The organism is Nocardia sp. NPDC056952, from assembly GCF_042674185.1.
Classification (GTDB): Bacteria; Actinomycetota; Actinomycetes; order Mycobacteriales; family Mycobacteriaceae; genus Nocardia.
The window spans coordinates 64289-86903 of sequence record NZ_JBHURA010000010.1 but is presented as its reverse complement, the minus strand read 5'-3'; the positions used below and the strand labels follow the sequence as shown (position 1 = coordinate 86903).

The window sequence follows — 22615 nt, the reverse complement described above, 5'->3', positions numbered from 1 at the left end:
GTCCGTGTCGACCACGCAAGATCGTCGTAGGCAGCGGCATGCCACATCGACAATCGTGACTGAACACCCCGAGCCGGTTCGGACTGAGCCGCCGGTGCATCTGCTGACACGCGGGACACCGATACGCGGGCAACATGATCCGTCGATAGCACCCAGCGTGCGGGCACAATTGCCGCACGCCACGCCACAGCGCGGTGATCCGTTCTATACCTGCCAATCCCAGTCCGATCGCGCCCCACACTGCAGTCGCCACCACCGCACAAACGAAGGTGATCGAGGCCACCGTCGCCAGAGCCAGCACAGGTCCGATCGCCAGCCCGACCGATACTGCAAACGCCGTCGGCAGTACGATGACGACTCCCCCCGAGTGGGCCTTGGCCCATTGGAAGAGCCGATTCACCAGGGCCGCGTACACCGAGCACGTCCGGGTGAACACCCGCCACGTATCCCGATGGAACTGCCCTGCCAAGTAGGCCTGGTGCGCTGGATCGGGAGCATCGGCGACATCGGGGTCCGGTATGCCGGGCTGTTCGACGAACTGAAGCGTGCGATCGCTGAACACCGCCCACGCAGCAATTCCGTAGTGATACAGCGTCAGCGCCGTGGCCAGCGCCGTGACCACCGCTGCCACCACCGGCACTGCCATCACCTGCAGTACGAAAAACCCAACGACCAAGCCGACGGCAAGCAGAGCGAAGACCAGGGCAAAGCCGTCGCCGTCATTCACGACCGGACCTTCCCTTCCATGCAGCGAACTTCGCGCCGATGCCGGACGAATCCGGACCGCTGATGAACTCGAGGAGTTCCCTTTCCAGGCTCGGGTCGCGCCGCCGCAGTTCTGCGAGAACCACACGTCGTTCGGCTTTTCCCCGTACCCGGACACGCAGGATCTGCTCGAGCTCGGCACTGCGGAACTTGAGCCTGCGGACCTGAAGGACCAGCTCGACGACGTCTGCTGGGGGCCGTGGGTGATCATCGCCGTCGATCCAGCGGCCGACCAGCTGTACATGCCACGCAGGAGCAAGATCGAGCAGTTCCGCCTGCACCTCGGGTACGTAGTCGACGAATGCCCGTGCCAGCAGCCAGACCCCCTGGGCGATCAGCTGTTCGGAGCTGCGCCGCCTGGCTTGATAGGCCGCACGGAGGTGGTCGACTGGACTGCGGTTGGCACCGACAGCTTTGAGCACACCGTCGACATCGATGATGAACCTCGAGTGGTCTTCGAAGCTGGTCAACATGCGGGTCGGCCGCGGCTGCTCCTCAGCGATCTTGGTGAGGACAATGGCCCCTAGTTCAGCACGAGATCGCCATTGTGTGTCGGTGTCGTGGATAGTGCGGTCCAGCACCGCCGCGATCTCGGTGCCGAACACCACGGTGCACCCGAACACGGCGACAAGATCGGCGCACCATCTGGGATCGGCGACGCGACCTCGCCACAATCGGCTGATCAGGCGGGCGAGTTCCCCGTCGACCAGGGTCCCCGCTTCGCGCCTGGCGGCGAGTTCTGCCAGGAATTCGGTTCCGACATAGGGTGCTTCACGAGAACGCCGAGCCTGCAGATAGAGCCCAACCACCTCGGGAACCCGCACGCCACCGACCGACAACCGCGTGCACAGGTCATCGGTCAAAGCGTGATCGCGCACTTGCCAGTCGGCGGCGGCGATCGCCCTGCACGCGCCGTCGATCAGCGCCGGCCGAACAGTGGCTGGACACCGGTCGATCGACCCGACGATCGCCGTCGGATCGGCGTGAGCGGCACGACGAGCAGCGGCGACGATCGCTTGATATTCGCCCGAGATACCCGCGTCCGCACTGGTGGTGAGCACCTCGACCAGATCGGTGAAACTCGCGGTGCGCCGGATCTCATTGTCGACGGCTTGCCGGACGCCCGATTCGAGTCGGGGTCGACGCTCCACATCGGCCGCCGTGTAGAGCCGGAGCGCGACCTGCAGACGCACCGTCGACATCGCCGCATCCAGCGCCGTCCACGCGGAATCAGGCAACAGCGGTCCGGCCCGATGCAAACAACCCGCCAGGATCTCCAGCTCCGAGGGGTCGAGCACTACGCCATGAGCGAAGGAACATACCGCGCCGGCGGCATCGATCTCACCGACCACTTCGGCAGTCTCGACGACCTCGTCGAGCCGATCGAAATCGCCGACGCGCCAAGCATCAACCACGATCTGGACGTAGCGCCGGTACTCATCCGCGGTAGTCGGGCCGGGCTTGTCGAGATGGAAGACCATCCCGCGCGGCCGCGTGGACTCCCACACCGCAGGGGTCGTCCCCACCAATCGCTGATGTGCGATGACCGGCTCGCCGGAGTAGGTGGTGAAGCTCAGCTCGGTGACGACCGAAGTGGGCAGCGAATAGCTCAGGGCGGCGATGTACCGAGCGACGTCGTCACTGTCGTTCGCGGTCAGCACGATCGACTCGCCACCCGCGCCCTCGTTCTGGCAGATCGCTCCCAGGAGAGCACCCAGCAGGCGATAGCCGCTGTCGCCCCTACTGGCAAGAAACTGCTGTACCCGAACAGGATCGAGCACGCCACCGGATTCGACGACGTCCAATGATGCGAGCTCCGACTGCGCCGCGACGCGGGTCGGCCAGGTCGGGGAGCCCCACAGCTCAATCGGGCGTAAGCCCTCCAGCTCCTGCTCGGTGGCGATCAGTCCGTGGCTGAGGTAGTTGCCGTACCGGCCGGAGTAGTCACGTCCGAGATAGCACGACTGGGCGATCACAAAATTCGCGCCGACTCGGGCATAGGTCAGCGAGACCGGGAACCGAGCCAACTCATAGTCGGCAGGTTGGGTCGGCGCGTCCAGCGGCGGCCGATACGACATGTACGGCGCCAGGATCTGCTGTTCGTCGACTCCGGCGTCCGGACTCGACGCGACGTACTGGAAGCCCGCGTAGCCGGACATCCCCTGCGCCACCGATGAATACTGCAGCTGTTTGACCATGTCCGACTCACCCCTTGATCGACGCGACCATGCCGAATTCGTGCAGCAACCACAGCATCGGGTCCTCCGCGCGATGTGGCTGAATCCCGGCCGCGTGCACTGTGGCGTCATCGGGGACGTTGCCCAGTGCCGACAGACCGAACAGGTTGTAGCGACGGTAGTTGTGTTCCAGGAAACGATCGAGTCCGTCGGCGCCCCGCTGTTCGAGCAGACTTCGGATCTCCTCGTGAACCGCGATGCGATCGGCGCGGTTGTGTCGGCCACTCGACGCGGGGCGGGGCCGCATCAGCACCGAGTTTCCCGGCAACTGCGCCCGCAGCGAATCCACCTTGGTTAGTGCAACAGCCATCGGGATAGCCAGGCGCGCACCAGCTTTTGCACCTGCACGGGCGCGCAGGTGGTCGGTGACCCGCCGGATCACGTCGGTCTCGGCCGAGGTCGACGCCGCGTCCGGATCCACCAGGTAGATCATGGCGTCGGCGGCCGCGAGGTAGTCGGCCAGCGTTCGGCCGACCTGTGACTCGGTCGCGAAATCCTCGCCCGCGTTGTCGAACAACACCAGCGTCATGGCCGGGTGCTTGCCCCTGGTCGGGTTACCTTTGCCCCGCGTGAGTTTGTAGATCAGCGGCCGGTTCATCGTCGTCGTCGCCGAACGTGTGGCGGGTAGGAGCTGGTTGTCACTGTAGAGCGCGCGCCGGAAGTCGTTCTCGTAGCGTTCGGCCGTCACATCGTCGCAGTTGGTCAGTGACAGATCGAACTCGCCGCCGATACGGTTCTTCAACTCGTGGACGAGCACTGCGATGTAGGTGCTCTTGCCTGCACCTTTCGCACCTACCATCGCGACGATCCGGCTGTCCGCGGCCAGATAGGCCTCGGGAAGTTGGCTGTGGCAATGCGGACACAGCCGGTGCGTCGATTCCAGTGCGCACGTAGGGCATTCGGCCAAGGAGCGCCTACCGTCCGCCGAGAACACCGGACCGAGCGACTCACGTTTGCCGTGGGAGAAAGCAGCCAACGTCTCGTCCACTGCGCCCGCACACCCTCGCTGACCGAAAGATTGTCCACGGCAACGAAATTGAATTGCGCGCCGAGCTGTCTTCACAAAGCAGTAGGGGCAGGTGACGGTATCGCGCCGAGCGAGCAACTGCATGGATCATCCCTTTCGCATCTGGTCGTGCGGCGGATCGTCGAGTTCGATGTCGGTACCGGTCGCGAAGCCACGCAACCAGTAGGGCTTGGCCTGGCGCGGCACCGGCAGTACCAGTCGGGCGGGAGCGCCCGGCGAGATCGGCTGATCGCGGAGCTCGCCGAGGATGGTGCACTGCTGCACGTCAAGCGGCATCACCCGGCCGGAACGGAGCCCTAGACTGAACGAATTCAGTCGGGTCGGCGCATCAGCGGTGAGCTCCACGATAAGTTCTCGCCGCCAGGGAGGTCCCTGGATTTCGACCCGATAGCAGATCCGAATGCGCCGGGCAATGGTGCGGACTGTCGCGATGCCACGCCGTATGCCGTCACCGTGACGGACGACGGGGATCACCCGCACCTCGGTCGGGTGCGCGCGATCAACTCGCAATCTCAGTCCGCCACCTGCCTGATACTGCGCGAAAGTGGCCGATCGCCGATGTGTCCGGCCTGCGTTGTCCCACTCCACATCCAGCACCTCGAGTTCGCGAGGCCACGCCATACTTACTACGACCTCGTCACCAGCGGCAGTTGCGGTCACATCCCCGAGATCGGCGGTCGGTACGAAGTCAGCGGTCGCGCCAACGATTCCGGTGCCACCGACCACCGTCACCGCCAGAAACATCGCGGCCTTGATCGGGCGGTCGATAACCAGTCCCCCACGCCGGACGGTGCCCGAAACCCGCTCGGCCGCGGCCCTCAGCTCGTTCAAGGAGAGTCGATGACCGACCGGCCAGCGCGCGGATGTGGCGGCACCGAGTCGGAATATCTGCACATGGCCGCCCGGCGCGTCGTCATAAGACAGTACGAGTGTTCCACCCTCCTCACTCAAGTCGAGTCGTCTTACCGGTTCGGGGGTGCGTACTGGCGTGCCGGTGTGGGCTGTGCCCGGGGTTTCGACCTCGCGTCCCTCGGTATCGAGGTAGACGCCGGTGACGCGGTACTGATAGCTGCGTCCGTTGACCACCGTCTTGTCGAGGAAACCGGTTCGCGTGCAGTCGATATCGACCCAGCGCTGACTGTCGTGCCGGCCGGTCTCCCGGCGACGAACTCGCACAGCGGCCATCGCGACCACCGGTTCCCATCGGCCTTCGACCACCGCATCGGCGAACTCGAGCTGGACCGCGCCAGGTTCGACGCGCACCGTCAGCGGGCCCGCGATCGTGAGCGCCGATTCGGTGTCACCTCGGCACGCGATCACCCCGTAGTACACCGCCTGGTTGACCGGCGGTGCCGAATCGACCACGGCGGTCTTTTCGGTGGTGCGGATGTGCCCGTCATGATCTTCCGCGTGCTCAGGTGGCCGGCCACTCTGCCGAACCAAGCGGTAGCTGATCTCGCCCGCAGTCGACGGGGTCTTCTCCCAGTGCACCGTGACCGCCGCCCCATCGGCCAGGACCCGGACCGAGCCGACCGCCGCGGGTCGCAGACGCGACCGGAGGCCCGCCAACTCCGGATGGTCGGGCACGGCGGCGACGATCGCTTCGATTTCTCGCCACTCCTGGTCGCCGTCGACAGACTGGGTCGTCGCACGCAGCTGCGTACACCGCCGATCGGCCTCATTCACTCTTGCCCGGACCTGTTCGGCCAATTCAGCGGCGTCGCTGGGCAGAGTGGCCAGTTGCACGAACTGCCATGCCGCGTAGACCTCGTCTGAGTCGACCAGGTCGTGCAGTCGCAAGTACTCAGCGCTCGCGCCGACCGCGGAGTCCTCGTTGAGGATCGCGAACACCAGTCGGCGTGCATCGCCCACCGCCAGTCGAAGTTCGTCGGTCGCAAACCCCAGTAGTCCGCTGGGGGTGGTTCCGAGACGTCTGCGCGCACGCAACAAATCGGCCACTTCGTAACGCACCAGGTCGAGCAGTCCGCTCGGACCCTTCTTCGCGGCTTCCGCGCACGCCGCGTGGATAGCCACGGCATGGTCCTGACTGCTGTCGCGTGGGCGGTGTTCCCAATATTGTTTCGAGGTAGCGATCGCCGACGCCCCCAGGGTGACCCCAGCCGGAGCGCCCAACGCGAACTTGTCCAGGACCGACAAGCCGGTGCAGGGTCCGGTGCGAACCAAGAAGTCGAGCAGGTGCCGATGCCCAAGCGCGTCGATGCTCTGCCGATACTGCCGGAATCGGGGCACCGGCGGGTCGGTGAGCAGACGGTCGGGATCGGCGATACGCACGTCCCCGAGGCGGCTGATCGCCGTCGAGACCTCCGCTTCGGTCAGCCCGTACGAGCCGCCCAACCGCAGGGCCGCCTGCTTGCTCACCAAGGCCGTCGCGCCCGCCAACTCTCGGATCTCGGCGGTGAATCGTGCAGTGCGCTCCTCGGTCTGGTGCCGTTCCCCGCTGATGGACCGTCGGATCTGTGAGTCATCGCCGCGCGCGGCCCGTTCGAAGGCCTCGTGCAGGTTCGCATGCTCGGCCGACATCCTGTCGATGAGCACCAGCAGCTTGGTCTTCTTGCGCAGCCGCGGCCACGACTTGCGCACCACAGCCGCCTGCGCCGCAAGTTCTGGGCCACGTAGGCCCTCGATCTGATAGCGCTCCTGAATACCGGGGAGGGAATCAGCGCCGCGATTCACCACGTCGGTGAGGAAAGCGACGTAGCGGGCTTCGTCGAATGTCATCAGAAGCTACCGTTGCGCCCTGGCCTCGACCCTTCCGGCGCCTGAGCTCACCGCTCCCACGCGCACTCCACACTGAGCTCCAACCGCTCACCGGTCTCTTGTTCGATCGCGGCGATCTCGAGCAATCCGCTGGTGGAGAGCGCGAAGCTCACCTCGATCGGCCACCCGGCACGTTTGCCCGCAGGAATCGGGATGTGCCCGTCAGCGATCTGGGTATTGTTCTCGAGCTCGTCGGACTCACGAATGCCAGCCTGTTCGAATACCACGACGTGAATGCCGCGCTGGTCGTCTTCGAGCGTGCCGAACTCCTCGGTGACCGACGCGGGCAGCGGATCGTTGCTGTGGATCATGTGCGAAACGCTGCTGAGTCGCGTGGACGGATCGGTCACCTTGATCCCGAATCCGCGCGAGGCTACCGTGCGTATCGATCGCTTCGCGATCGATACCTCCTGTGCTGCCGACAAACCCGCGTCCAGCGCCAGCCTTTTGGCCGTGCTCTTGTCACCGGCTCGCAGCGCATTGCGGTAGGTCTCCTCGAACGCGTAGCGCGCCGCGCCCTTGGCCACCGCGAGGTCGGGGTCATGTAGGCGCGCGGTGATTCCGAACTCTTCCTGAATTCGTGCCGCGACAGCGGGCATTTTTGTCGAGCCGCCCACCAGCAGGATTTCGTCGACCTGCCCCACGCCCCGTTCTTTTGCCAAATCTAGTGTGCGACGGGCGATTTCGACAGTGCGATCCAGGAGATCGGCTGTCAGCTCGGTAAAATCGGTCCGGGTCAAAGTGATGTCGGCGCGGTGCACATCGTGGGTGAAACGCTTGAGCACCTCCGAACCCGCCGTAAGTTTCCGTTTGACGTCCTCGGCGAGCTGATAGAGCGACTGCTCGGTCTCCGGGTCTTCGAGCGGGTCGCCGGCGTCCGGGTGCTGGCGGCCGAACACTTCGACGAAATGCTCCACCAGCCGCTGATCCCAATCGATGCCACCGAGGCTGTGATCGCCATCGGTACAGACCACGGTGATGTCGCCGTCGCGCAGCGAGATGACCGTGGTGTCGAAGGTGCCGCCGCCGAGATCGTAGACCAGAATATCGATATCGCGATCGGCGTTGATCACGCCGTAGTCGATCGCGGCTGCTACTGGCTCACTGACGATGTCGATCACGTTCAGTCCGGCGAGTTCGCCGGCGCGCTTGGTCGCAAGTCGTTCGCCCGCCCCGAAATACGCGGGAACAGTGATGACGACATCCTCGACCGGCCCGCCGGTGAAGATTCGCGCTTCCTCGGCGAGCTTCTCCAAGACAAACCGCGATACTTCGTGCGGCGCGAAGCGCTGCCCGTGGATTTCGGCGGTCTCGTACTCCCGGCCGATCTCACGCTTGATCCGGCTCACGACCAGCCCTGGACGCAGTGCGGCCATATCCTTGGCAGCCGAGCCCACCACGGTCCGGTCCGCCGCCTCGAAATAGACCACCGACGGAAGCGTCGGCAATTCCTCGGTAGTGAGGGGCACGATGGTCGGCCTGCCGACCTCATCGAGGTAAGAGATGCAGGAGTAGGTGGTTCCCAGGTCGATTCCGAACACGGTCATCGGGGAGCATCCTCACTGGTGGTCTGGGCGGGTTCGGTGTCAGAACAACGAGCGAGTTCGATATCGGCCCGGCGGACCACGCGATCGCCCTTGGTGAATCCATTGGTGAGACAGGCGAAAACTGTGCCGTCGAGCGCTGGATCATCGACCGCACAGTCACGCCGACGCCGGTGCCGGACAGGGTCGAAGGTTTCACCGGATTCAGGTGTGAACGGGACAAGACCCAGCCGCTCGAGTGCTTCGGAGACGTCCTCGGCGAACGCATCGAAAAGATGGGACGCAGCGAGTGCTGTCCCCGCGCCCGTCGACCATTGCTCCGCTTCACGGCGCAAATCCGTATAGAGCGCGAACAGGGAGTTGCGCACCGGCTCGAGAACAACATCCCATTCGCCGCGCCGCAGCATCTGGTTGTCTTCGTGTAGTCGATCAATGATCCGCTCCCTGGCCGCAGCACGCTCATGCTCACTGGCCACAACCTCGGCCAGTTCTCGCAGTGCCGAAGCGATGTCCCCGGTTGACATCTCCGTTGTCGGCCGCGTCCCCTCGCCGACAACACCCGCGTCGTCGCGCGAAAGCCGATTCAATGATTTGTCCGTTATCACTGCTCCCCCAACGCATTTCGGTGATCAACCGTGCTATGCACGGGCGACAGTAGCACCAGAATCCGCTCCTGGCATGTCGACCTCCGAAATCCCTACTGCCGCAGATCAGGCGAGCACAGTGTTGCCGTCCGAGCACACCGTGCACGCATGCCTACCGATGTCGCCATCCCGGCCGACAACGGACCCCTGTTAGACAAGATGCGTTTCGACGACTTCTCGGTTCGCCGCGCGCCCCCTCGACCGGCGAGCCGGGTCACGTCAGCGTCAGAGCTCCAGCCCTTGGTGAGCCATGAGGACGGCGGCGAGAATACCTGCGCAGACACCGGTCGGAAGACACAGAAACGCCCCCTGGTCCGAAGATCCAGAGGGCGCTCGTGTTCCGCAGGTCAGAGCAGGAAGGCCAGTTCGTCGGCAGCATCCGAGCCGTAGGCCTTGGTGAGGCGCTCGAGGGCGTCTTCGGTGTTGAGGGTCCACTCCTGGGTGCCGGTGGTCTCCAGGATCAGGACGGCGATCAGGGAGCCGAGCTGGGCGGCGCGTTCCAGGGTCAGGCCGGCACGGTGGGCGGTGAGGAAGCCTGCGCGGAAACCGTCGCCGACACCGGTCGGGTCGACCTTGGCCACCTCGGGCACCACGCCGACGCGGACCTCGGTGCCGTCGGCGTCGACGACGAGCACACCTTCGGAGCCCAGCGTGGTGACCCGGATGCCGACCTTGGCGGTGATGTCGGCTTCGCTGAGGCCGGTCTTCTGCTGCAGCAGGGCCCACTCGTACTTGTTGGTGAACAGGTAGGCCGCGCCGTCGACCAGTTCGGTCGCCTGCTCGCCGTCGAGACGGGCCAGCTGCTGGGACGGGTCGGCGGCATAGGCGATGCCCTGCGCCTTGGCCTGGCGGGTGTGCGCGACCATCGCGTCGGGATCGTTCGCCCCGACCAGCACCAGGTCGACATCGTGCGCGGCGGCGATCGCGGCGATGTCGATATCGCGCGCCTCGCTCATCGCACCCGGGTAGAAGGACGCGATCTGCGCCATCGTCTCATCGGTGGTGCACACGAACCGGGCGGTGTGCGATGTCGCGGACACGTGCACCGCCGAGCAGTCGACACCGCTGGCCTCCAGCCACTGGCGGTACTCGGCGAAGTCGGCGCCGACGGCACCGACGAGCACCGGACGCTGCTTCAGCAGGCCCATCGCGTAGGCGATGTTGCCCGCCACTCCGCCGCGGCGGATCTGCAGATCGTCGACGAGGAAGCTCAAGGACACATGATCGAGTTGATCGGCGAGCAGCGCATCGGCGAACCGGCCGGGGAAGCGCATGAGGTGGTCGGTGGCGATGGATGCGGACACGGCAACAGACACGAGGCAGGGCCCCTTCGACGCTAGACGAGGAAAACAGAAAGTCCGGGATCACCCGATCCCGGACTTCAACGTTAGCAAGCGCTACCGCCTGTGGTTCACCTGTTCGCTACCTCGCCACGCAACCACAATGATCCCGGGCGCGCCCTCGAAGGCGAGGTTACGGCGCCGCTAACCCGCGGCGCCGAACATCAGTTGAACGAATCGCCGCAGGCGCAAGAACCGGTGGCGTTGGGGTTGTCGATGGTGAAGCCCTGCTTCTCGATGGTGTCGACGAAGTCGATCGAGGCGCCGTCGATGTACGGGGCGCTCATGCGGTCGACGGCCAGCTTCACGCCGGAGAACTCGACGACGATGTCACCGTCGAGGATGCGATCGTCGAAGAACAGCTGGTAACGCAGACCGGCACAGCCACCGGGCTGCACGGCGATCCGCAGGGCCAGATCGTCGCGACCCTCCTGGTCGAGCAGCGCCTTCGCCTTGATGGCGGCAGCGTCGGTCAGCGTCGCACCGTGGGTCTCGGTGGCGGTCTCGTTCTGCACAGTCATGGACACTCCTAGTTCGACTCAGCCCGTCAACGGACCTCAGGTGCACAGCGCACGACTGTCTTCAACGCTGTCGCAGCAACTGCTATTCCTATTTTGCCACCCTCGGCGCAGCCAGTAGACGCCACCTGGGTGCTTGTGCCCACAGTACGCCCTGTGACGGCGTGATCTACGTCGCAGCCCGGCCGCGGATGAGACCGGGCCCACCGCTGAGCGGACCGCATTTCCCGATGGTCGGCATCATCGAATAGCCTGGTGAACGTGAAATTGTTTCGTCGCGACGAGTCCAGCACCATCGACGAGTCCGTCGACCCGTCGGTGTCCGACTCCGAACAGGCCGCCGCCACGGCGTCGACCACTCCCGGTAAGGGCAGGCCGACGCCGAAAAGGCGTGAGGCAGAAGGCAAGCGGCGCGGTCCGATCGCGCCCGCCCCGCTGACCGCCAAGGAAGCCCGCGCGCGCCGCAAGGCTGTCAAGGGCACCAAACAGGACCGCAAGGCCGCCGCCGCCGACCGTCGCGCCGCCGTGCAGGACCGCCGCGCCCGCATGCTCGCCGGCGAGGACAAGTATCTGCTGCCCCGCGATCAGGGCCCGGTCCGCGCGTATGTGCGCGACCTGGTGGACGCCCGCCGCAACCTCGTCGGCCTGTTCATGCCGATGGCGCTGGTGCTGATCCTGTCGATGTTCGTCGCCCCCGGCCTGCAGACCATCGTCACCCTGGCCATGCTGGTGATGATGGTCTTCATGATCATCGAGGGCTTCGTCCTGGGCAAGATCGTGAGCAACCGGGTGATCGAACGGTTCCCCGACACCACCGACACCGGCTTCAAGCTCGGCTGGTACGCCTTCGTCCGCGCCTCACAGATCCGCAAGATGCGCGCTCCGAAGCCGCGGGTCGGCCCCGGCGACGCGGTCTGAGTTCGACCGGACTTACAAATGCCGTCTCATCCTTGCGGATGGGGCGGCATTCGTCTTTTCAGTGATGGCTCGGGCGGATGTAGTCGGCGTAGCCCGCGATGGCTTTGAGCTCGGTGTCCATGCGCTGGGCGTCGCGGTCGACGATCCCGGTGGAGCCGGCGGTGCCGCGACCGATCAGTACGGCGAGTCCGATGATGGCGGTGAGGACGATCAGAAAAGTAAGCATGGCAGTAATTTTGCGCTCGATGATTTTCAGCCGACAGTGGCTGTTCTGTCATTGTGCGTAAAGATTCAGCCAGCTACGATGAGGCATGCTCTCGAAGGTTGCCGTGGTCCTCAGCGACCGGCTCGCGATGTTCGAATTCGGTGTCGTCTGTGAGGTTTTCGGCCTCGACCGCACCGCCGACGGCCTGCCCGGCTTCGACTTCCGGGTCTGCGGCGCCGACCCGGGCAAGCCACTGCGTTCCACCACCCCCGGCATCGCGGTCACTCCAGAATTCGGCCTCGACCAACTCGCGAAGGCCGACTTGGTCGCCATCCCGGCCTCCCCGATCGACCAGTACGACGACCGGGTACTCGAGGCGGTGCGCGGGGCGGCCGACGCGGGCGCGACCGTCCTCACCGTCTGCTCGGGCGCCTTCCTGGCCGGCGCGGCCGGTCTGCTCGACGGCCGCAAGTGCACCACCCACTGGCGTTATGTCGACAGACTCGCCGCGATGTTCCCCGATGCGACCGTCGACCCCGACGTCCTGTTCGTCGACGAAGGCAACCTGATCACCAGCGCGGGTACCGCCGCGGGCATCGACGCCTGCCTGCACCTGGTCCGCCGCGAGATCGGTACCGCCGCCGCCAACGGCATCGCGCGCCGCATGGTCGTTCCGCCGCAGCGCGACGGCGGTCAGCGCCAGTTCATCGAGCAGCCGGTCCCCGAGTGCAGTTCGATCGGCCTGTCCACCACGCTGGCCTGGCTCACCGAGAACCTCGCCCACCCACACACCGTCGACGAGCTCGCGGCCCGCTCCAGCATGTCCACCCGCACCTTCGCCCGCCGCTTCGCCGCCGAAACCGGCACCACCCCGGTCAAATGGCTCACCACTCAGCGCGTCCTGTTCGCCAAGCACCTGCTCGAAACCACCGACATGGCCCTGGAACGGATCGCCGACGAGTCCGGCTTCGGCTCCGGCGCTCTGTTGCGCCACCACTTCCAGCGCCAGGTCGGCATCGCCCCCACCGAATACCGCCGCCGCTTCGGCGCGGCCGGCTGAGCCGAGCTTCACTCCGTCACGGAACGGCGGTGCCCGAAGCGGCCGGTGACGCGGAATCCGTCGCGCGCATTGAGCGACATGAGCACGATATTGGTCGCGCCGGCGAACAGTTCCAGCGCTTGCACGCCGTAGAACAGCGGCCCGAACTCGGCACGGCCGGCGAGCACCGCCAGGGTGATCGCCGAGGGGATCAGCACCAGTAAGCCATTGCCCGCGATGAAGGGCATCCGGCGCTTCTTGGCGAGGAGGGCGGGCATCGCCGACTTCCCGGCCAGTCGGAAGCCGGTGCCGCCGGTGATGGCGAGCGCGAGTACGAGAATCGGCAGGGCCCACGGGATAGCCAGCTTGACCGCGACGATCGCCGCTGTGGACCCGCTGAGTTCGCTCACCACCGTCGACGTCCAGAAGGTGAGCACGGTGAGCAATCCGACCGCGCCCGCGACGGGATGGATCCGGGCTGCCACGGTTCGCCCCTCACGCCCCACGATCGGCCTCGAGATTGCCGATCGACTGTCGAGCCATGCGGAGGAACTCGTCACCGTCCACGTCGGGAAAACCTGCGGTGGCGAGGTCGTTCACTTCCCGGGCGGCTGCGGTCAGCGCGGTGCGCAGCGCACGGGAGCGGTCGGTGAGGTAGATCAGCGACCGCCTGCCGTCGCGCGGGTCGGCGATGCGCTCGATCAAGCCGTCCCGCTCCATCCGCTTGAGGGTGTGCGCCATCGTCGACTGGTCGATCCGCACCTTCTCGCAGAGCCGCAGCTGCGAGACCCCTTCCTCCTCGTACAGCGCGAGTAGCTGAGCGAATTGCCCTGGTACGACGCCGTACTCGGCAATACGATCACGCAGCGCCTGCTCCATGAGCCGCGCCAGGTGATTGATCACGTATCCCAGGGAGTCGGCCCGATCCATGAGATCCCGCTCGATCTGTTCCATCCCCACCCTCCGTCGATCCTCTGCCGCCGCTTCCCATATTACATGGCAAGCCATGTAATGGCGATCGAAGCTGTGAAGCCACACAATCGGCTTGACTCGACCGGCGGAAACTGGTCGGCTAGCAAGGTGTTTCACGCTGGGTGGGGAAGATTTCGTCGGCTGAGCAGAGCTCTCACGATCGTCGCTACGGCTGCGGTCGTGTCGTCCCTCGGCACCTCCGCGGCCGCTGCCGCGCCGATCGCGGCGCCGGTGATGCGGACGCCCGCGGGCGGTTTCGAGGACTTGATCGTTCCGTCGAGCATGGGTCCGGTCAAGGTCCAGGTGCAGTGGGCTGCGCGCGGCGGCAGCTCCGCGCTCTACCTGCTCGACGGTCTGCGCGCCCCCGACGACCACAGCCAATGGACCACCGACACCGATGCCCTGCGCCAATTCGCCGGCGACAACGTCACTTTGGTGTTCCCGGTCGGCGGCCACTCCAGCTTCTACACCGACTGGTACCGGCCCAGCAGCACCAACGGCCAGAAGACGACCTACCGGTGGGAAACGTTCCTCACCCGTGAACTGCCCGATTTCCTTGCCAGATATGGGGTCTCGCGTACCAACAACGCCATCGTCGGCGCGTCCATGGGCGGCAACGCCGCACTCACCCTCGCCGCCCATCATCGTGATCAGTTCCGCTTCGCCGGTTCGTTCTCCGGCTTCGTCAACCCGACCTACCCGATGTGGAACCAGGCCATGCGCGTCGCCATGCTCGACGAGGGCAATTTCAACGTCGACGACATGTGGGGCCCGGCAGGCGACCCCGCGTGGGCCCGCAACGACGCCACCGCCCAGGTCGAGCGACTGCGCGGCCTGCCCCTCTATGTGACCACCGGCAACGGCATCCCCGGCGCCGCCGATGTCCCCTACGGCCTCGGCAACACCCTCAACGCGATGAGCCTGGAGGCGATGACGGTGGTCGCCGCGGGCATCTTCCGCGACCGGGCCACCGCTCTCGGGGTCTCCGCCCGTGTCGACATCGTCAACGGCACCCACAATTGGCCGTACTGGCAGCAGGCCCTGACCACCGCTCGCCCGATGATCTTGGACGCGCTGTCGGCCTGACTCGGCAGCCGACGGTGTCGCCAGTGGCGCGTGGTCGCCGATTGCTACCGTGCTGACATGTCAGACAGGTCCTCCTCGGCCCGCGTCCTCGTGCTCGGCGGCGCCCGCTCCGGAAAATCCGCCTTCGCCGAGGCCGTGCTGACCGACGCATCCTCGGTTCGCTACCTGGCCACCGCCGTGGTCGATCCCACCGATCACGACTTCGCCGACCGGATCGCCGTCCACCGCGACCGCCGCCCCGAACACTGGACGACCGTCGAGAACACCGAGCCCGCAACAGTTCTCGCCACCGCGGCGCCCGCGACCCTGCTCGACGACATCGGCACCTGGCTCACCGCCCGCCTCGACGCCCGCGACGCCTGGGACGCACCGCGCGGCACCGTCACCCCCGACTGCGACACGCTCGTGGACGCCGTCGAGTCCTACCGGGAACGGCTGGTGATCGTATCGCCCGAGGTGGGCATGGGCGTGATCCCCGCGACCCGCTCGGGGCGGCTGTTCCGCGACGAGATCGGCGCGCTGAACCAGCGTCTCGCGCGGGCGTGCGACGAGGCGTACCTCATCGTGGCCGGGCTGCCGCTTCGATTGAAATGAGCCGGGCCGGTCACCGCCGTGCACCGTGATCCGGGCAAGATGAGCGTCGAACACCCTGTACCACCTCCGAAAGGCTTGCCAGTGACGCACGGATTCGACCCGGTCGCGGCCCCGGACGCGCAGGTGCGCGCGGCGGCCGAGCAGCGCCAGACGCAGCTCACCAAACCGGCCGGATCACTGGGACGGCTCGAAGAACTCGGCAACTGGGTCGCCGCATGCCAGGGCGTATGCCCGCCCCAGCAGTTCGAACGCGCCAGGGTGGTGCTGTTCGCGGGCGATCACGGCGTGGCCGAGCACGGTGTCTCGGCGTATCCGAGCGAGGTCACCGCGCAGATGGTGGCCAATTTCCTGGCGGGCGGCGCGGCCGTGAACGCGCTGGCCGCCGTGGCGGGCGCGACCGTGCGGGTCGTCGACATCGCCGTCAACGGCGACACCGACCCCTCGGTGGCCCAGCACAAGGTGCGTCGCTCGAGCGGTTCCATCGATCGCGAGGACGCGCTCACCGACGCCGAGGTCACCGCCGCGCTGGCCGCGGGTCGCGCGATCGCCGACGAGGAAATCGACGCGGGCGCCGACCTGCTCATCGCCGGTGACATGGGCATCGGCAACACCACTCCCGCCACCGTCCTCATCGCCGTCCTCACCGGCACCGAACCCGTCGCCGCGGTCGGCCGCGGCACCGGCGTCGACGACCAGGGCTGGATCCGCAAGGTCGCCGCCATCCGCGACGGCATGCGCCGTGCCCGCCCGGTCGCCACCAACCCCGTCGACCTGCTCCGCGTCGCCGCGGGCGCCGACTTCGCCGCCATGACCGGTTTCCTCGCCCAGGCGGCCGTCCGTCGCACGCCCGTGCTGCTCGACGGCGTCGTGGTCACCGCCGCCGCCCTGGTCGCCGAGGACATCGCCGCGGGCGCGAAAGCCTGGTGGCTGCCGGCCCACCGCTCCACCGAACCGGCTCACGACCTGGCCTTGAAGCACCTGCGCCTGACCCCGCTGATCGACCTCGAGATGCGCCTCGGCGAAGGCTCCGGGGCACTGACCGCCCTCCCGATCCTGCGGGCCGCGGTCGCGACCCTCGCCGAGATGTCGACCTTCGCCGACGCGGGCGTCAGCACCTCGGCCGAGGAATCGGACACCGTCGACCTGGCCAAGTGAACGCGCTCCGGCTCGCGGTCTCCTGGCTGACGGTCGTCCCGATCACCGGCCCGGCACTGGTCGACCGGCGTACCGCGGGACACGCGATCACTCTCGCCCCGCTGATCGGGCTCGCTCTGGGAGCGTTCGCGGCGGCCGCCCTGTGGTTACTGGTCAGCGCGGGCCTGACCGCCCTTCTCGCCGGTCTCCTCGTCGTCGGCCTGCTCGCCGTGCTCACCCGGGGCATGCATCTCGACGGCCTGGCCGACACCGTCGACGGGCTCGGCAGCTATGGCCCGCCACAGCGGGCCCGCGAGATCATGAAGTCCGGCGGTGCGGGCCCGTTCGGCGTCGCCGCGCTCATCTTCGCCGTCGCCGTCCAAGCGGTAGCCTTCGCGACGCTGGCCGATCAGCACCGCTGGCTCGCGCTCGTCCTCGCCGTCGCCGCGGGCCGAGTCGCGGTCGTTCCGGCGTGCCGCACCGGCATCCCCGCCGCCCCCGACGCCGGTTTCGGCGCGTTGGTCGCGGGCACGCAGCCGCGCGCCGCCGTGTGGATCTGGCCCGCGCTCGCCGTCGGCGCCGCGGTGTGGGCGGTTCCAGACAACCTCTGGCTCGGCCCCGTTGTCGTGATCGCCGCCCTCGCGGTGACCGTCGCTGTCACCCGGCACTGTGTCCGCCGTTTCGAGGGCCTGTCCGGCGATATTCTCGGCGCAGTAGTGGAGATCACGGTTTCGATTGCCGCAGTGGGCTTCTCGCTGGCGTTATAGCGAAACGCTCAATTACCGCAAACTCTTACTGGTCACAAGTCCAAGATATCGGCGATTGTGTGCTCCCACAGACCGTCCGGTCAACGGTACTCGGGTGCGTCGCCAGCACACCGGTGGCAATACAGTGGAGCGCATGTCATCCGAGCGCCTCTACTTCCGCCAGCTGCTGTCCGGCCGGGATTACGCCGTCGGCGATCCGATCGCCACGCAGATGCGCAACTTCGCGTATCTGATCGGCGACCGGGAGACCGGCGAGACCCTCCTGGTCGACCCCGCCTACCAAGCGGCCGACCTGGTCGACGTCGCGGAGGCCGACGGCATGCGCGTATCCGGCGTACTCGCCACCCATCATCATCCCGACCACGTCGGCGGCACCATGCTCGGTTTCACCCTCGGCGGCGTGGCCGAACTGCTCGAGAAGACCAGCGTCCCGGTCCATGTCAACAAGCTCGAACTGGACTGGGTCGCCCAGACCACCGGCATCGCCCCCAGTGAACTGACCGGCCACGACCACGGCGACAAGGTGAAGGTCGGCGCCTTCGAGATCGAGTTACTCCACACGCCCGGCCACACCCCGGGCAGCCAGTGCTTCCTGTTCGACGGCCGCCTCATCTCTGGCGACACCCTGTTCATCGACGGCTGCGGCCGCACCGACTTCCCCGGCGGCGACACCGACGAGATGTTCCGCAGCCTGCGCCAACTCGCCGCCCTCGACGGCAACCCGGTCGTCTACCCCGGCCACTGGTACTCCGAAGCCCCCAGCGCCGCGCTGTCGTCCGTCCGCGAATCCAACTACGTCCTGCGCCCGAAGTCCCTCGGCGAGTGGCAGGCGTTGATGCCGGGCTGAACAGCACAAGAGCGGGCCCCTACGCCAGGGACCCGCTCTCGAATGCTGTTGTGACGCTTACAGAGTCCGCATCCACCCGTGGGTGTCGGCGAAGGTTCCGCGCTGGATTCCGGTCAACGTGTCGCGCAGCGCCATCGTCACCTCACCGGGTTCACCGCCACCTATGGCGAATTCGCCCTCGCCGGACTTCACCCAGCCCACCGGCGTGATCACCGCGGCCGTCCCGCAGGCGAAGACCTCACTGATCTCACCGGATTCGGCGCCCTTGCGCCATTCCTCCACCGAGATCTTGCGCTCCTCCACCGGGTAGCCGGAGTCGGCGGCCAGGGTGAGCAGCGAGTCGCGGGTGATACCGGGCAGCAGCGAACCCGACAGCTCGGGGGTCACCAGCCGTGCCTCCGAGCCGGTGCCGAACACGAAGAACAGGTTGTTGGTGCCCATCTCCTCGACGTAGCGACGCTCGCAGGCGTCCAGCCAGACCACCTGGTCACAGCCCTCGTCGGTGGCCTGCGCCTGCGCGAGCAGCGACGAGGCGTAGTTGCCCGCCACCTTCGCCTCACCGGTGCCGCCGGGAGCCGCGCGCACGTACTCGGTCGACAGCCACACCCGCACCGGCTTCACACCGCGCGGGAAGTAGGCCCCGGCAGGCGAGGCGAGCAGCAGGTATTTGTAGGCCGACGCGGGCTTCACGCCCAGGCCCGCCTCGGTGGAGAACATGAACGGCCGCAGGTACAGCGAGTCCTCGCCACCGGCCGCGGGCACCCAGTCGGCGTCGACGTCGAGGAGCTGGCGCACGGACTCGATGAACAGTTCCTCGGGCAGTTCCGCCATCGCCATCCGCGCGGCCGAGCGGCGGAACCGCGCGGCGTTGGCATCGATGCGGAAGGTCGCGATCTCGCCGTCGGGCTGGCGGTAGGCCTTGAGCCCTTCGAAGATCGCCTGGCCGTAGTGGAACACCATGGTCGCCGGGTCCATCGAGAGCGGGCCGTACGGTTCGACGCGCGCGTTGCCCCACCGGCCGTCGGCGTAGTCGATCGACACCATGTGATCGGTGAAGAACCGTCCGAAACCGGGGGCCGCCAGTACCTCTTCCCGCCGCTGCGCCGGGGTGGGCGCGGGATGCGGGATACGGGTGAACTGTGCGGCGACTGTCATGGTGGGAATCCTATCCGGGCCGATTCGGTGCTGTCTCGCCCCCACTACGGGGGAGTTACTTGGTCTTGGTGTCGACGAACGGCGGCTTGACGACCGCGGCGCGCAGCTTGCGCCCGCGGACGTCGACCTCCACCTCGTCGCCGGGTTCGAGCTTCGCGTCGGTGTCGAGCAGCGCCAGCGCGATGCCGACCTTCAGCGACGGTGAGAACGTCCCCGAGGTGGTCTCGCCGACCGGCTCGCCGTCGCGGAGCACGGTCTGGCCCTGGCGCAGCACGCCGCGATCCAGTGCCTTCAGTCCCATCAGCGTACGGCGCGGGCCGTCGGCCTTCTCCTGCTCGAGCGCGGCCTTGCCCCAGAATTCCGGCTTCTTCCAGCCCACGGCCCAGCCGGTACGGGCCTGGTTCGGGGTGATGTCGAGGGACAGTTCGTGTCCGTGCAGCGGGTAGCCCATCTCGGTGCGCAGGGTGTCGCGCGCGCCGAGTCCGGCCGCCTGGCCGCCCTCGGCCTCGACCTGCGCGATCAGGGCGCGGAACAGCGGCTCCGCGTCAGCCCACGTCGGCAGCAGCTCGTAGCCGTGCTCGCCGGTATAGCCGGTCCGGCACACGCGCACCGGACGGCCCTGCCACTCGGCGTCGGCGTAGGCCATGTACTCCATCTCGGTGGGCAGGCCGAGCGCGGTCAGCACCTCGGTGGCCTTGGGCCCCTGCACCGCGAACACCGCGTAGTCGCGATGCTGGTCGGTGACGGTGATCCCCTCGGGAGCGAGCTTGCGCAACTCGGCCACCACCGCCGCGGTGTTGGCCGCGTTCGGCACCAGGAACACCTCGTCGTCGCTGACGTAGTAGGCGATCAGGTCGTCGATCACGCCGCCGTCCTCGGCACAGCACAGGGTGTACTGCGCCTTTCCCGGCTGGATCCGGCCCAGGTCGTTGGTCAACGCCGAGTTCACGAAAGCCGCGGCTCCCTGACCCGCGACGGTCGCCTTACCGAGGTGGCTCACGTCGAAGAGCCCGACCGTGGTGCGCACCGCCGTGTGCTCGCCGACCGTGCCCGCGTACTGCACGGGCATCTCCCACCCGCCGAACGGCGCGAAGGTGGCGCCGAGTTCGACATGAACAGCGTGGATGGGGCCCTCGAGCAGCGCGGTGTCGGTCATGGGCAGAGTTTATCGGGCGGCGCGCCTATCGCTTCCTGCCCCCGTAATCGAGGAGGCCCGACCGGTTTCGCGCGTCGCCCGCCGGGGCGAGGATCGCGGGCACCAACGTACGTCGGATCGGCGCCTCCGGCTCGCCCGGCGGGACCTGTCGACGCGGACAGCGCGGCCTTGCCATCGAGGGCGCACGGGTGGCGCTGTCCGTGTCCAAAGATCGTGACGCCCAACGGCGGTAGTGTTCTGGGTGTGAGTGAGTTGCCCCGAGCACGCTTCGGCCATGTCGCCCGGATGGACGACACGATGAGCCGGGCGGTGTCCCGAATTCCGGAATCGTCGGTCGATCGCGGCATGCTGCGGTTGACCCGGTCTGCCAACACCGGCGGTCTATGGCTGGCCGTGGCGGCGGCACTCGCGGTGCAGCCGGGTCCCCCGCGACGGGCGGCGTTGCGCGGCGTCATCGCGCTGGGTGGCAGCAGTTTCGTCGTCAACCTCGTGCTCAAGACCCTGATCCCGCGGCGGCGGCCGCCGGCCGAACTGATGCCGCTCGGCCGCAGGCTGGTCGCCGCGCCGGTGTCGTCGTCCTTCCCATCGGGCCACAGCGCCAATGCCGCCGCCTTCGCCACGGCCGTTGCCCTGGAGAGCCCGCGCGCCGCGCTCGCCGTCGCGCCGGTGGCCGCCGCCGTCGCCTACTCGCGCATCCACACCGGCGCGCACTGGCCGTCCGACGTGCTGGTCGGCGCCGGCGTCGGCACCGCTGTCGCTCTCACCACCCGCCGCTGGTGGCCGATTCGCGAATCCGACGAGGCCGACGCGCACGTCGTGCACGACGCGCCGATCCTCGCCGACGGCAAAGGTCTGCTGCTACTGGTGAATCCCCGCTCCGGCGACTCCTCCTACGACCCCACGGCGGACATCGCCGAAGCCCTGCCCGCCGCGACCCTGGTACGCACCGAACCCGGCCGTGACGCCGTCGAGGTGCTACAGGAAGCGGTCGACACCGCTGTCGCGACAGACGCCGACACCGCGGATCGCGCGGCGAGCGACCGCACCTCGGTCCTCGCGGTCGGCGCCGCGGGCGGAGACGGAACCATCGCCGCGGCCGCAGCTGTCGCGGTCCGCAACAACCTGCCCCTGGTCGTCATCCCCGCCGGCACCCTGAACCACTTCGCCCGCGACCTCGGCGTCTACGACCTGCGCGAGGTGGCCGATGCCACCGGCACCGGCGAGGCCGTCGAAGTCGACATCGCCGCAGTCGAACTCGACACCACCGACGGCCCCTACACCCACCATTGGATCAACACCGCCAGCATCGGCGCCTACCCCGAGCTGGTCCGCCTGCGCGAGAAGTGGGAAGACCGCTGGGGCAAGTGGCCCGCCTTCGCCGCCGCCCTCGTCGTCACCCTGCGCCGCGCGGAGCCGATCCACATCCGGCTCGACGACCGCTGGCACGACATGTGGTTCCTGTTCATCGGCAACGGCCCCTACCACCCGCACGGCGCTGTGCCCGCTTTCCGCTCCCGCCTCGACGAGGGCCTGCTCGACGTCCGCTGGCTCCGGGCCGACGTCCGGTTCTCCCGCACCCGCGCCGTCATCGCCCTGATGCTCGCCGCCATCGGGCACAGCCGCGTCTACGGCGAACGGCAGATGCACGAACTCACCGTCACCTCGAAAACCCCCGTGGCCGTCGCCGCCGACGGCGAAGTAGTGGGCATCGCCACCACTTTCCGTTTCTCCGTGGCGGGCCGGATCCCGGCCTACCGCCGCAACGAGGACAACCCCCGCTGGGAAAACCGCCCACGACCCCACCACCGCCGCCCCCTGGCCTGGCTCACCGACCGCCGACGCTGACTTCCTCACAAACCCGTCTCGTCTCGATCACCATCGCCCACAAC

20 protein-coding genes are annotated in these 22615 nt (G+C 67.4%); 8 read left to right on the top strand and 12 right to left on the bottom strand.

The features are described 5' to 3' along the window. Nucleotides 1-719: 719 nt before the first annotated feature. The 7 genes from ACFTS5_RS27755 to ACFTS5_RS27725 all read right to left on the bottom strand — a co-directional run bounded on the left by ACFTS5_RS27755 (nucleotide 720) and on the right by ACFTS5_RS27725 (nucleotide 10856). Nucleotides 720-2963: a hypothetical protein gene (locus ACFTS5_RS27755; protein WP_378636538.1), complete on the bottom strand. Its 2244-nt coding sequence runs from the start codon at nucleotides 2961-2963 to the stop codon at nucleotides 720-722. Between the two features lie 7 nt (nucleotides 2964-2970). Then, complete coding sequence (locus tag ACFTS5_RS27750) at nucleotides 2971-3990, bottom strand: hypothetical protein (protein WP_378636537.1); 1020 nt, start codon at nucleotides 3988-3990, stop codon at nucleotides 2971-2973. Between the two features lie 126 nt (nucleotides 3991-4116). Continuing rightward, on the bottom strand, nucleotides 4117-6768 hold the full coding sequence (locus ACFTS5_RS27745; protein ID WP_378636534.1) for a hypothetical protein: 2652 nt from the start codon (nucleotides 6766-6768) through the stop codon (nucleotides 4117-4119). Nucleotides 6769-6815: 47 nt separating this feature from the next. After that, nucleotides 6816-8354: an Hsp70 family protein gene (locus ACFTS5_RS27740; RefSeq protein WP_378636532.1), complete on the bottom strand. Its 1539-nt coding sequence runs from the start codon at nucleotides 8352-8354 to the stop codon at nucleotides 6816-6818. Next, on the bottom strand, nucleotides 8351-8875 hold the full coding sequence (gene grpE / locus ACFTS5_RS27735; RefSeq protein WP_378636529.1) for a nucleotide exchange factor GrpE: 525 nt from the start codon (nucleotides 8873-8875) through the stop codon (nucleotides 8351-8353). The genes ACFTS5_RS27740 and grpE overlap by 4 nt, the downstream gene beginning before the upstream one ends. 467 nt (nucleotides 8876-9342) lie before the next feature. Continuing rightward, on the bottom strand, nucleotides 9343-10269 hold the full coding sequence (locus ACFTS5_RS27730; protein WP_378636813.1) for a carbohydrate kinase family protein: 927 nt from the start codon (nucleotides 10267-10269) through the stop codon (nucleotides 9343-9345). Between the two features lie 230 nt (nucleotides 10270-10499). Further along, nucleotides 10500-10856 carry an iron-sulfur cluster assembly accessory protein gene (locus ACFTS5_RS27725; protein ID WP_067459056.1) on the bottom strand — a complete coding sequence of 119 codons (357 nt, stop codon included), beginning with the start codon at nucleotides 10854-10856 and terminating at the stop codon, nucleotides 10500-10502. Between the two features lie 315 nt (nucleotides 10857-11171). On the opposite strand from ACFTS5_RS27725, the gene ACFTS5_RS27720 reads away from it, so the two are divergent. Then, nucleotides 11172-11771: a DUF3043 domain-containing protein gene (locus tag ACFTS5_RS27720; protein WP_378636811.1), complete on the top strand. Its 600-nt coding sequence runs from the start codon at nucleotides 11172-11174 to the stop codon at nucleotides 11769-11771. A gap of 58 nt (nucleotides 11772-11829) precedes the next feature. On the opposite strand, the gene ACFTS5_RS27715 is transcribed toward ACFTS5_RS27720, so the two are convergent. Next, nucleotides 11830-11997 carry a hypothetical protein gene (locus ACFTS5_RS27715; protein WP_378636527.1) on the bottom strand — a complete coding sequence of 56 codons (168 nt, stop codon included), beginning with the start codon at nucleotides 11995-11997 and terminating at the stop codon, nucleotides 11830-11832. An 85-nt stretch (nucleotides 11998-12082) separates the two neighbouring features. On the opposite strand from ACFTS5_RS27715, the gene ACFTS5_RS27710 reads away from it, so the two are divergent. Further along, nucleotides 12083-13036, top strand: coding sequence for a helix-turn-helix domain-containing protein (locus ACFTS5_RS27710; RefSeq protein WP_378636524.1), 954 nt, complete (start codon nucleotides 12083-12085; stop codon nucleotides 13034-13036). An 8-nt stretch (nucleotides 13037-13044) separates the two neighbouring features. Here ACFTS5_RS27710 and ACFTS5_RS27705 read toward each other — a convergent pair whose 3' ends face one another. Next, nucleotides 13045-13500: a hypothetical protein gene (locus tag ACFTS5_RS27705; RefSeq protein WP_378636521.1), complete on the bottom strand. Its 456-nt coding sequence runs from the start codon at nucleotides 13498-13500 to the stop codon at nucleotides 13045-13047. Nucleotides 13501-13510: 10 nt separating this feature from the next. Continuing rightward, nucleotides 13511-13969 carry a MarR family winged helix-turn-helix transcriptional regulator gene (locus ACFTS5_RS27700; RefSeq protein WP_378636518.1) on the bottom strand — a complete coding sequence of 153 codons (459 nt, stop codon included), beginning with the start codon at nucleotides 13967-13969 and terminating at the stop codon, nucleotides 13511-13513. Nucleotides 13970-14167: 198 nt separating this feature from the next. Between ACFTS5_RS27700 and ACFTS5_RS27695 the strand changes: the two genes are divergently transcribed. The 5 genes from ACFTS5_RS27695 (at nucleotide 14168) to ACFTS5_RS27675 (ending at nucleotide 18415) form a co-directional block, all read left to right on the top strand. Next, nucleotides 14168-15073 (top strand): alpha/beta hydrolase, encoded by a 906-nt coding sequence (locus ACFTS5_RS27695; RefSeq protein WP_378636516.1) that lies wholly within the window; start codon nucleotides 14168-14170, stop codon nucleotides 15071-15073. 57 nt (nucleotides 15074-15130) lie between these two features. After that, the gene (cobU, locus tag ACFTS5_RS27690; protein ID WP_378636513.1) at nucleotides 15131-15667 is read left to right on the top strand and encodes a bifunctional adenosylcobinamide kinase/adenosylcobinamide-phosphate guanylyltransferase; all 537 of its coding nucleotides are present in this window, start codon (nucleotides 15131-15133) and stop codon (nucleotides 15665-15667) included. Between the two features lie 39 nt (nucleotides 15668-15706). Continuing rightward, a complete protein-coding gene (gene cobT / locus ACFTS5_RS27685) occupies nucleotides 15707-16822 on the top strand; it encodes a nicotinate-nucleotide--dimethylbenzimidazole phosphoribosyltransferase (protein ID WP_378636511.1) in 1116 nt (371 codons plus the stop codon). Continuing rightward, nucleotides 16819-17568 (top strand): adenosylcobinamide-GDP ribazoletransferase, encoded by a 750-nt coding sequence (locus tag ACFTS5_RS27680; protein ID WP_378636508.1) that lies wholly within the window; start codon nucleotides 16819-16821, stop codon nucleotides 17566-17568. The genes cobT and ACFTS5_RS27680 overlap by 4 nt, the downstream gene beginning before the upstream one ends. Nucleotides 17569-17701: 133 nt before the next feature. Then, nucleotides 17702-18415 carry an MBL fold metallo-hydrolase gene (locus ACFTS5_RS27675; RefSeq protein WP_378636506.1) on the top strand — a complete coding sequence of 238 codons (714 nt, stop codon included), beginning with the start codon at nucleotides 17702-17704 and terminating at the stop codon, nucleotides 18413-18415. Nucleotides 18416-18472: 57 nt separating this feature from the next. Here the strand turns inward: ACFTS5_RS27675 and ACFTS5_RS27670 are convergent, their stop codons facing one another. Continuing rightward, a complete protein-coding gene (locus ACFTS5_RS27670; protein ID WP_378636504.1) occupies nucleotides 18473-19570 on the bottom strand; it encodes a branched-chain amino acid aminotransferase in 1098 nt (365 codons plus the stop codon). A 55-nt stretch (nucleotides 19571-19625) separates the two neighbouring features. After that, nucleotides 19626-20726: a glycine cleavage system aminomethyltransferase GcvT gene (gcvT, locus tag ACFTS5_RS27665; RefSeq protein ID WP_378636502.1), complete on the bottom strand. Its 1101-nt coding sequence runs from the start codon at nucleotides 20724-20726 to the stop codon at nucleotides 19626-19628. A 243-nt stretch (nucleotides 20727-20969) separates the two neighbouring features. On the opposite strand from gcvT, the gene ACFTS5_RS27660 reads away from it, so the two are divergent. Beyond that, on the top strand, nucleotides 20970-22571 hold the full coding sequence (locus ACFTS5_RS27660) for a phosphatase PAP2 family protein (protein ID WP_378636500.1): 1602 nt from the start codon (nucleotides 20970-20972) through the stop codon (nucleotides 22569-22571). Nucleotides 22572-22615 lie beyond the last annotated feature (44 nt).

What these genes read in the sequence shown, in the direction of transcription:
- ACFTS5_RS27675 (WP_378636506.1), top strand. Translation starts at nt 17,702, where the DNA reads ATGTCATCCGAGCGCCTCTACTTCCGCCAGCTGCTGTCCGGCCGGGAT.
- ACFTS5_RS27710 (WP_378636524.1), top strand. Translation starts at nt 12,083, where the DNA reads ATGCTCTCGAAGGTTGCCGTGGTCCTCAGCGACCGGCTCGCGATGTTC.
- ACFTS5_RS27745 (WP_378636534.1), bottom strand. Translation starts at nt 6,768, where the DNA reads ATGACATTCGACGAAGCCCGCTACGTCGCTTTCCTCACCGACGTGGTG.
- ACFTS5_RS27755 (WP_378636538.1), bottom strand. Translation starts at nt 2,963, where the DNA reads ATGGTCAAACAGCTGCAGTATTCATCGGTGGCGCAGGGGATGTCCGGC.
- cobU (WP_378636513.1), top strand. Translation starts at nt 15,131, where the DNA reads ATGTCAGACAGGTCCTCCTCGGCCCGCGTCCTCGTGCTCGGCGGCGCC.
- ACFTS5_RS27740 (WP_378636532.1), bottom strand. Translation starts at nt 8,354, where the DNA reads ATGACCGTGTTCGGAATCGACCTGGGAACCACCTACTCCTGCATCTCT.
- grpE (WP_378636529.1), bottom strand. Translation starts at nt 8,875, where the DNA reads ATGTCAACCGGGGACATCGCTTCGGCACTGCGAGAACTGGCCGAGGTT.
- ACFTS5_RS27725 (WP_067459056.1), bottom strand. Translation starts at nt 10,856, where the DNA reads ATGACTGTGCAGAACGAGACCGCCACCGAGACCCACGGTGCGACGCTG.
- ACFTS5_RS27670 (WP_378636504.1), bottom strand. Translation starts at nt 19,570, where the DNA reads ATGACAGTCGCCGCACAGTTCACCCGTATCCCGCATCCCGCGCCCACC.
- ACFTS5_RS27730 (WP_378636813.1), bottom strand. Translation starts at nt 10,269, where the DNA reads ATGCGCTTCCCCGGCCGGTTCGCCGATGCGCTGCTCGCCGATCAACTC.
- cobT (WP_378636511.1), top strand. Translation starts at nt 15,707, where the DNA reads ATGAGCGTCGAACACCCTGTACCACCTCCGAAAGGCTTGCCAGTGACG.
- ACFTS5_RS27700 (WP_378636518.1), bottom strand. Translation starts at nt 13,969, where the DNA reads ATGGAACAGATCGAGCGGGATCTCATGGATCGGGCCGACTCCCTGGGA.
- ACFTS5_RS27715 (WP_378636527.1), bottom strand. Translation starts at nt 11,997, where the DNA reads ATGCTTACTTTTCTGATCGTCCTCACCGCCATCATCGGACTCGCCGTA.
- gcvT (WP_378636502.1), bottom strand. Translation starts at nt 20,726, where the DNA reads ATGACCGACACCGCGCTGCTCGAGGGCCCCATCCACGCTGTTCATGTC.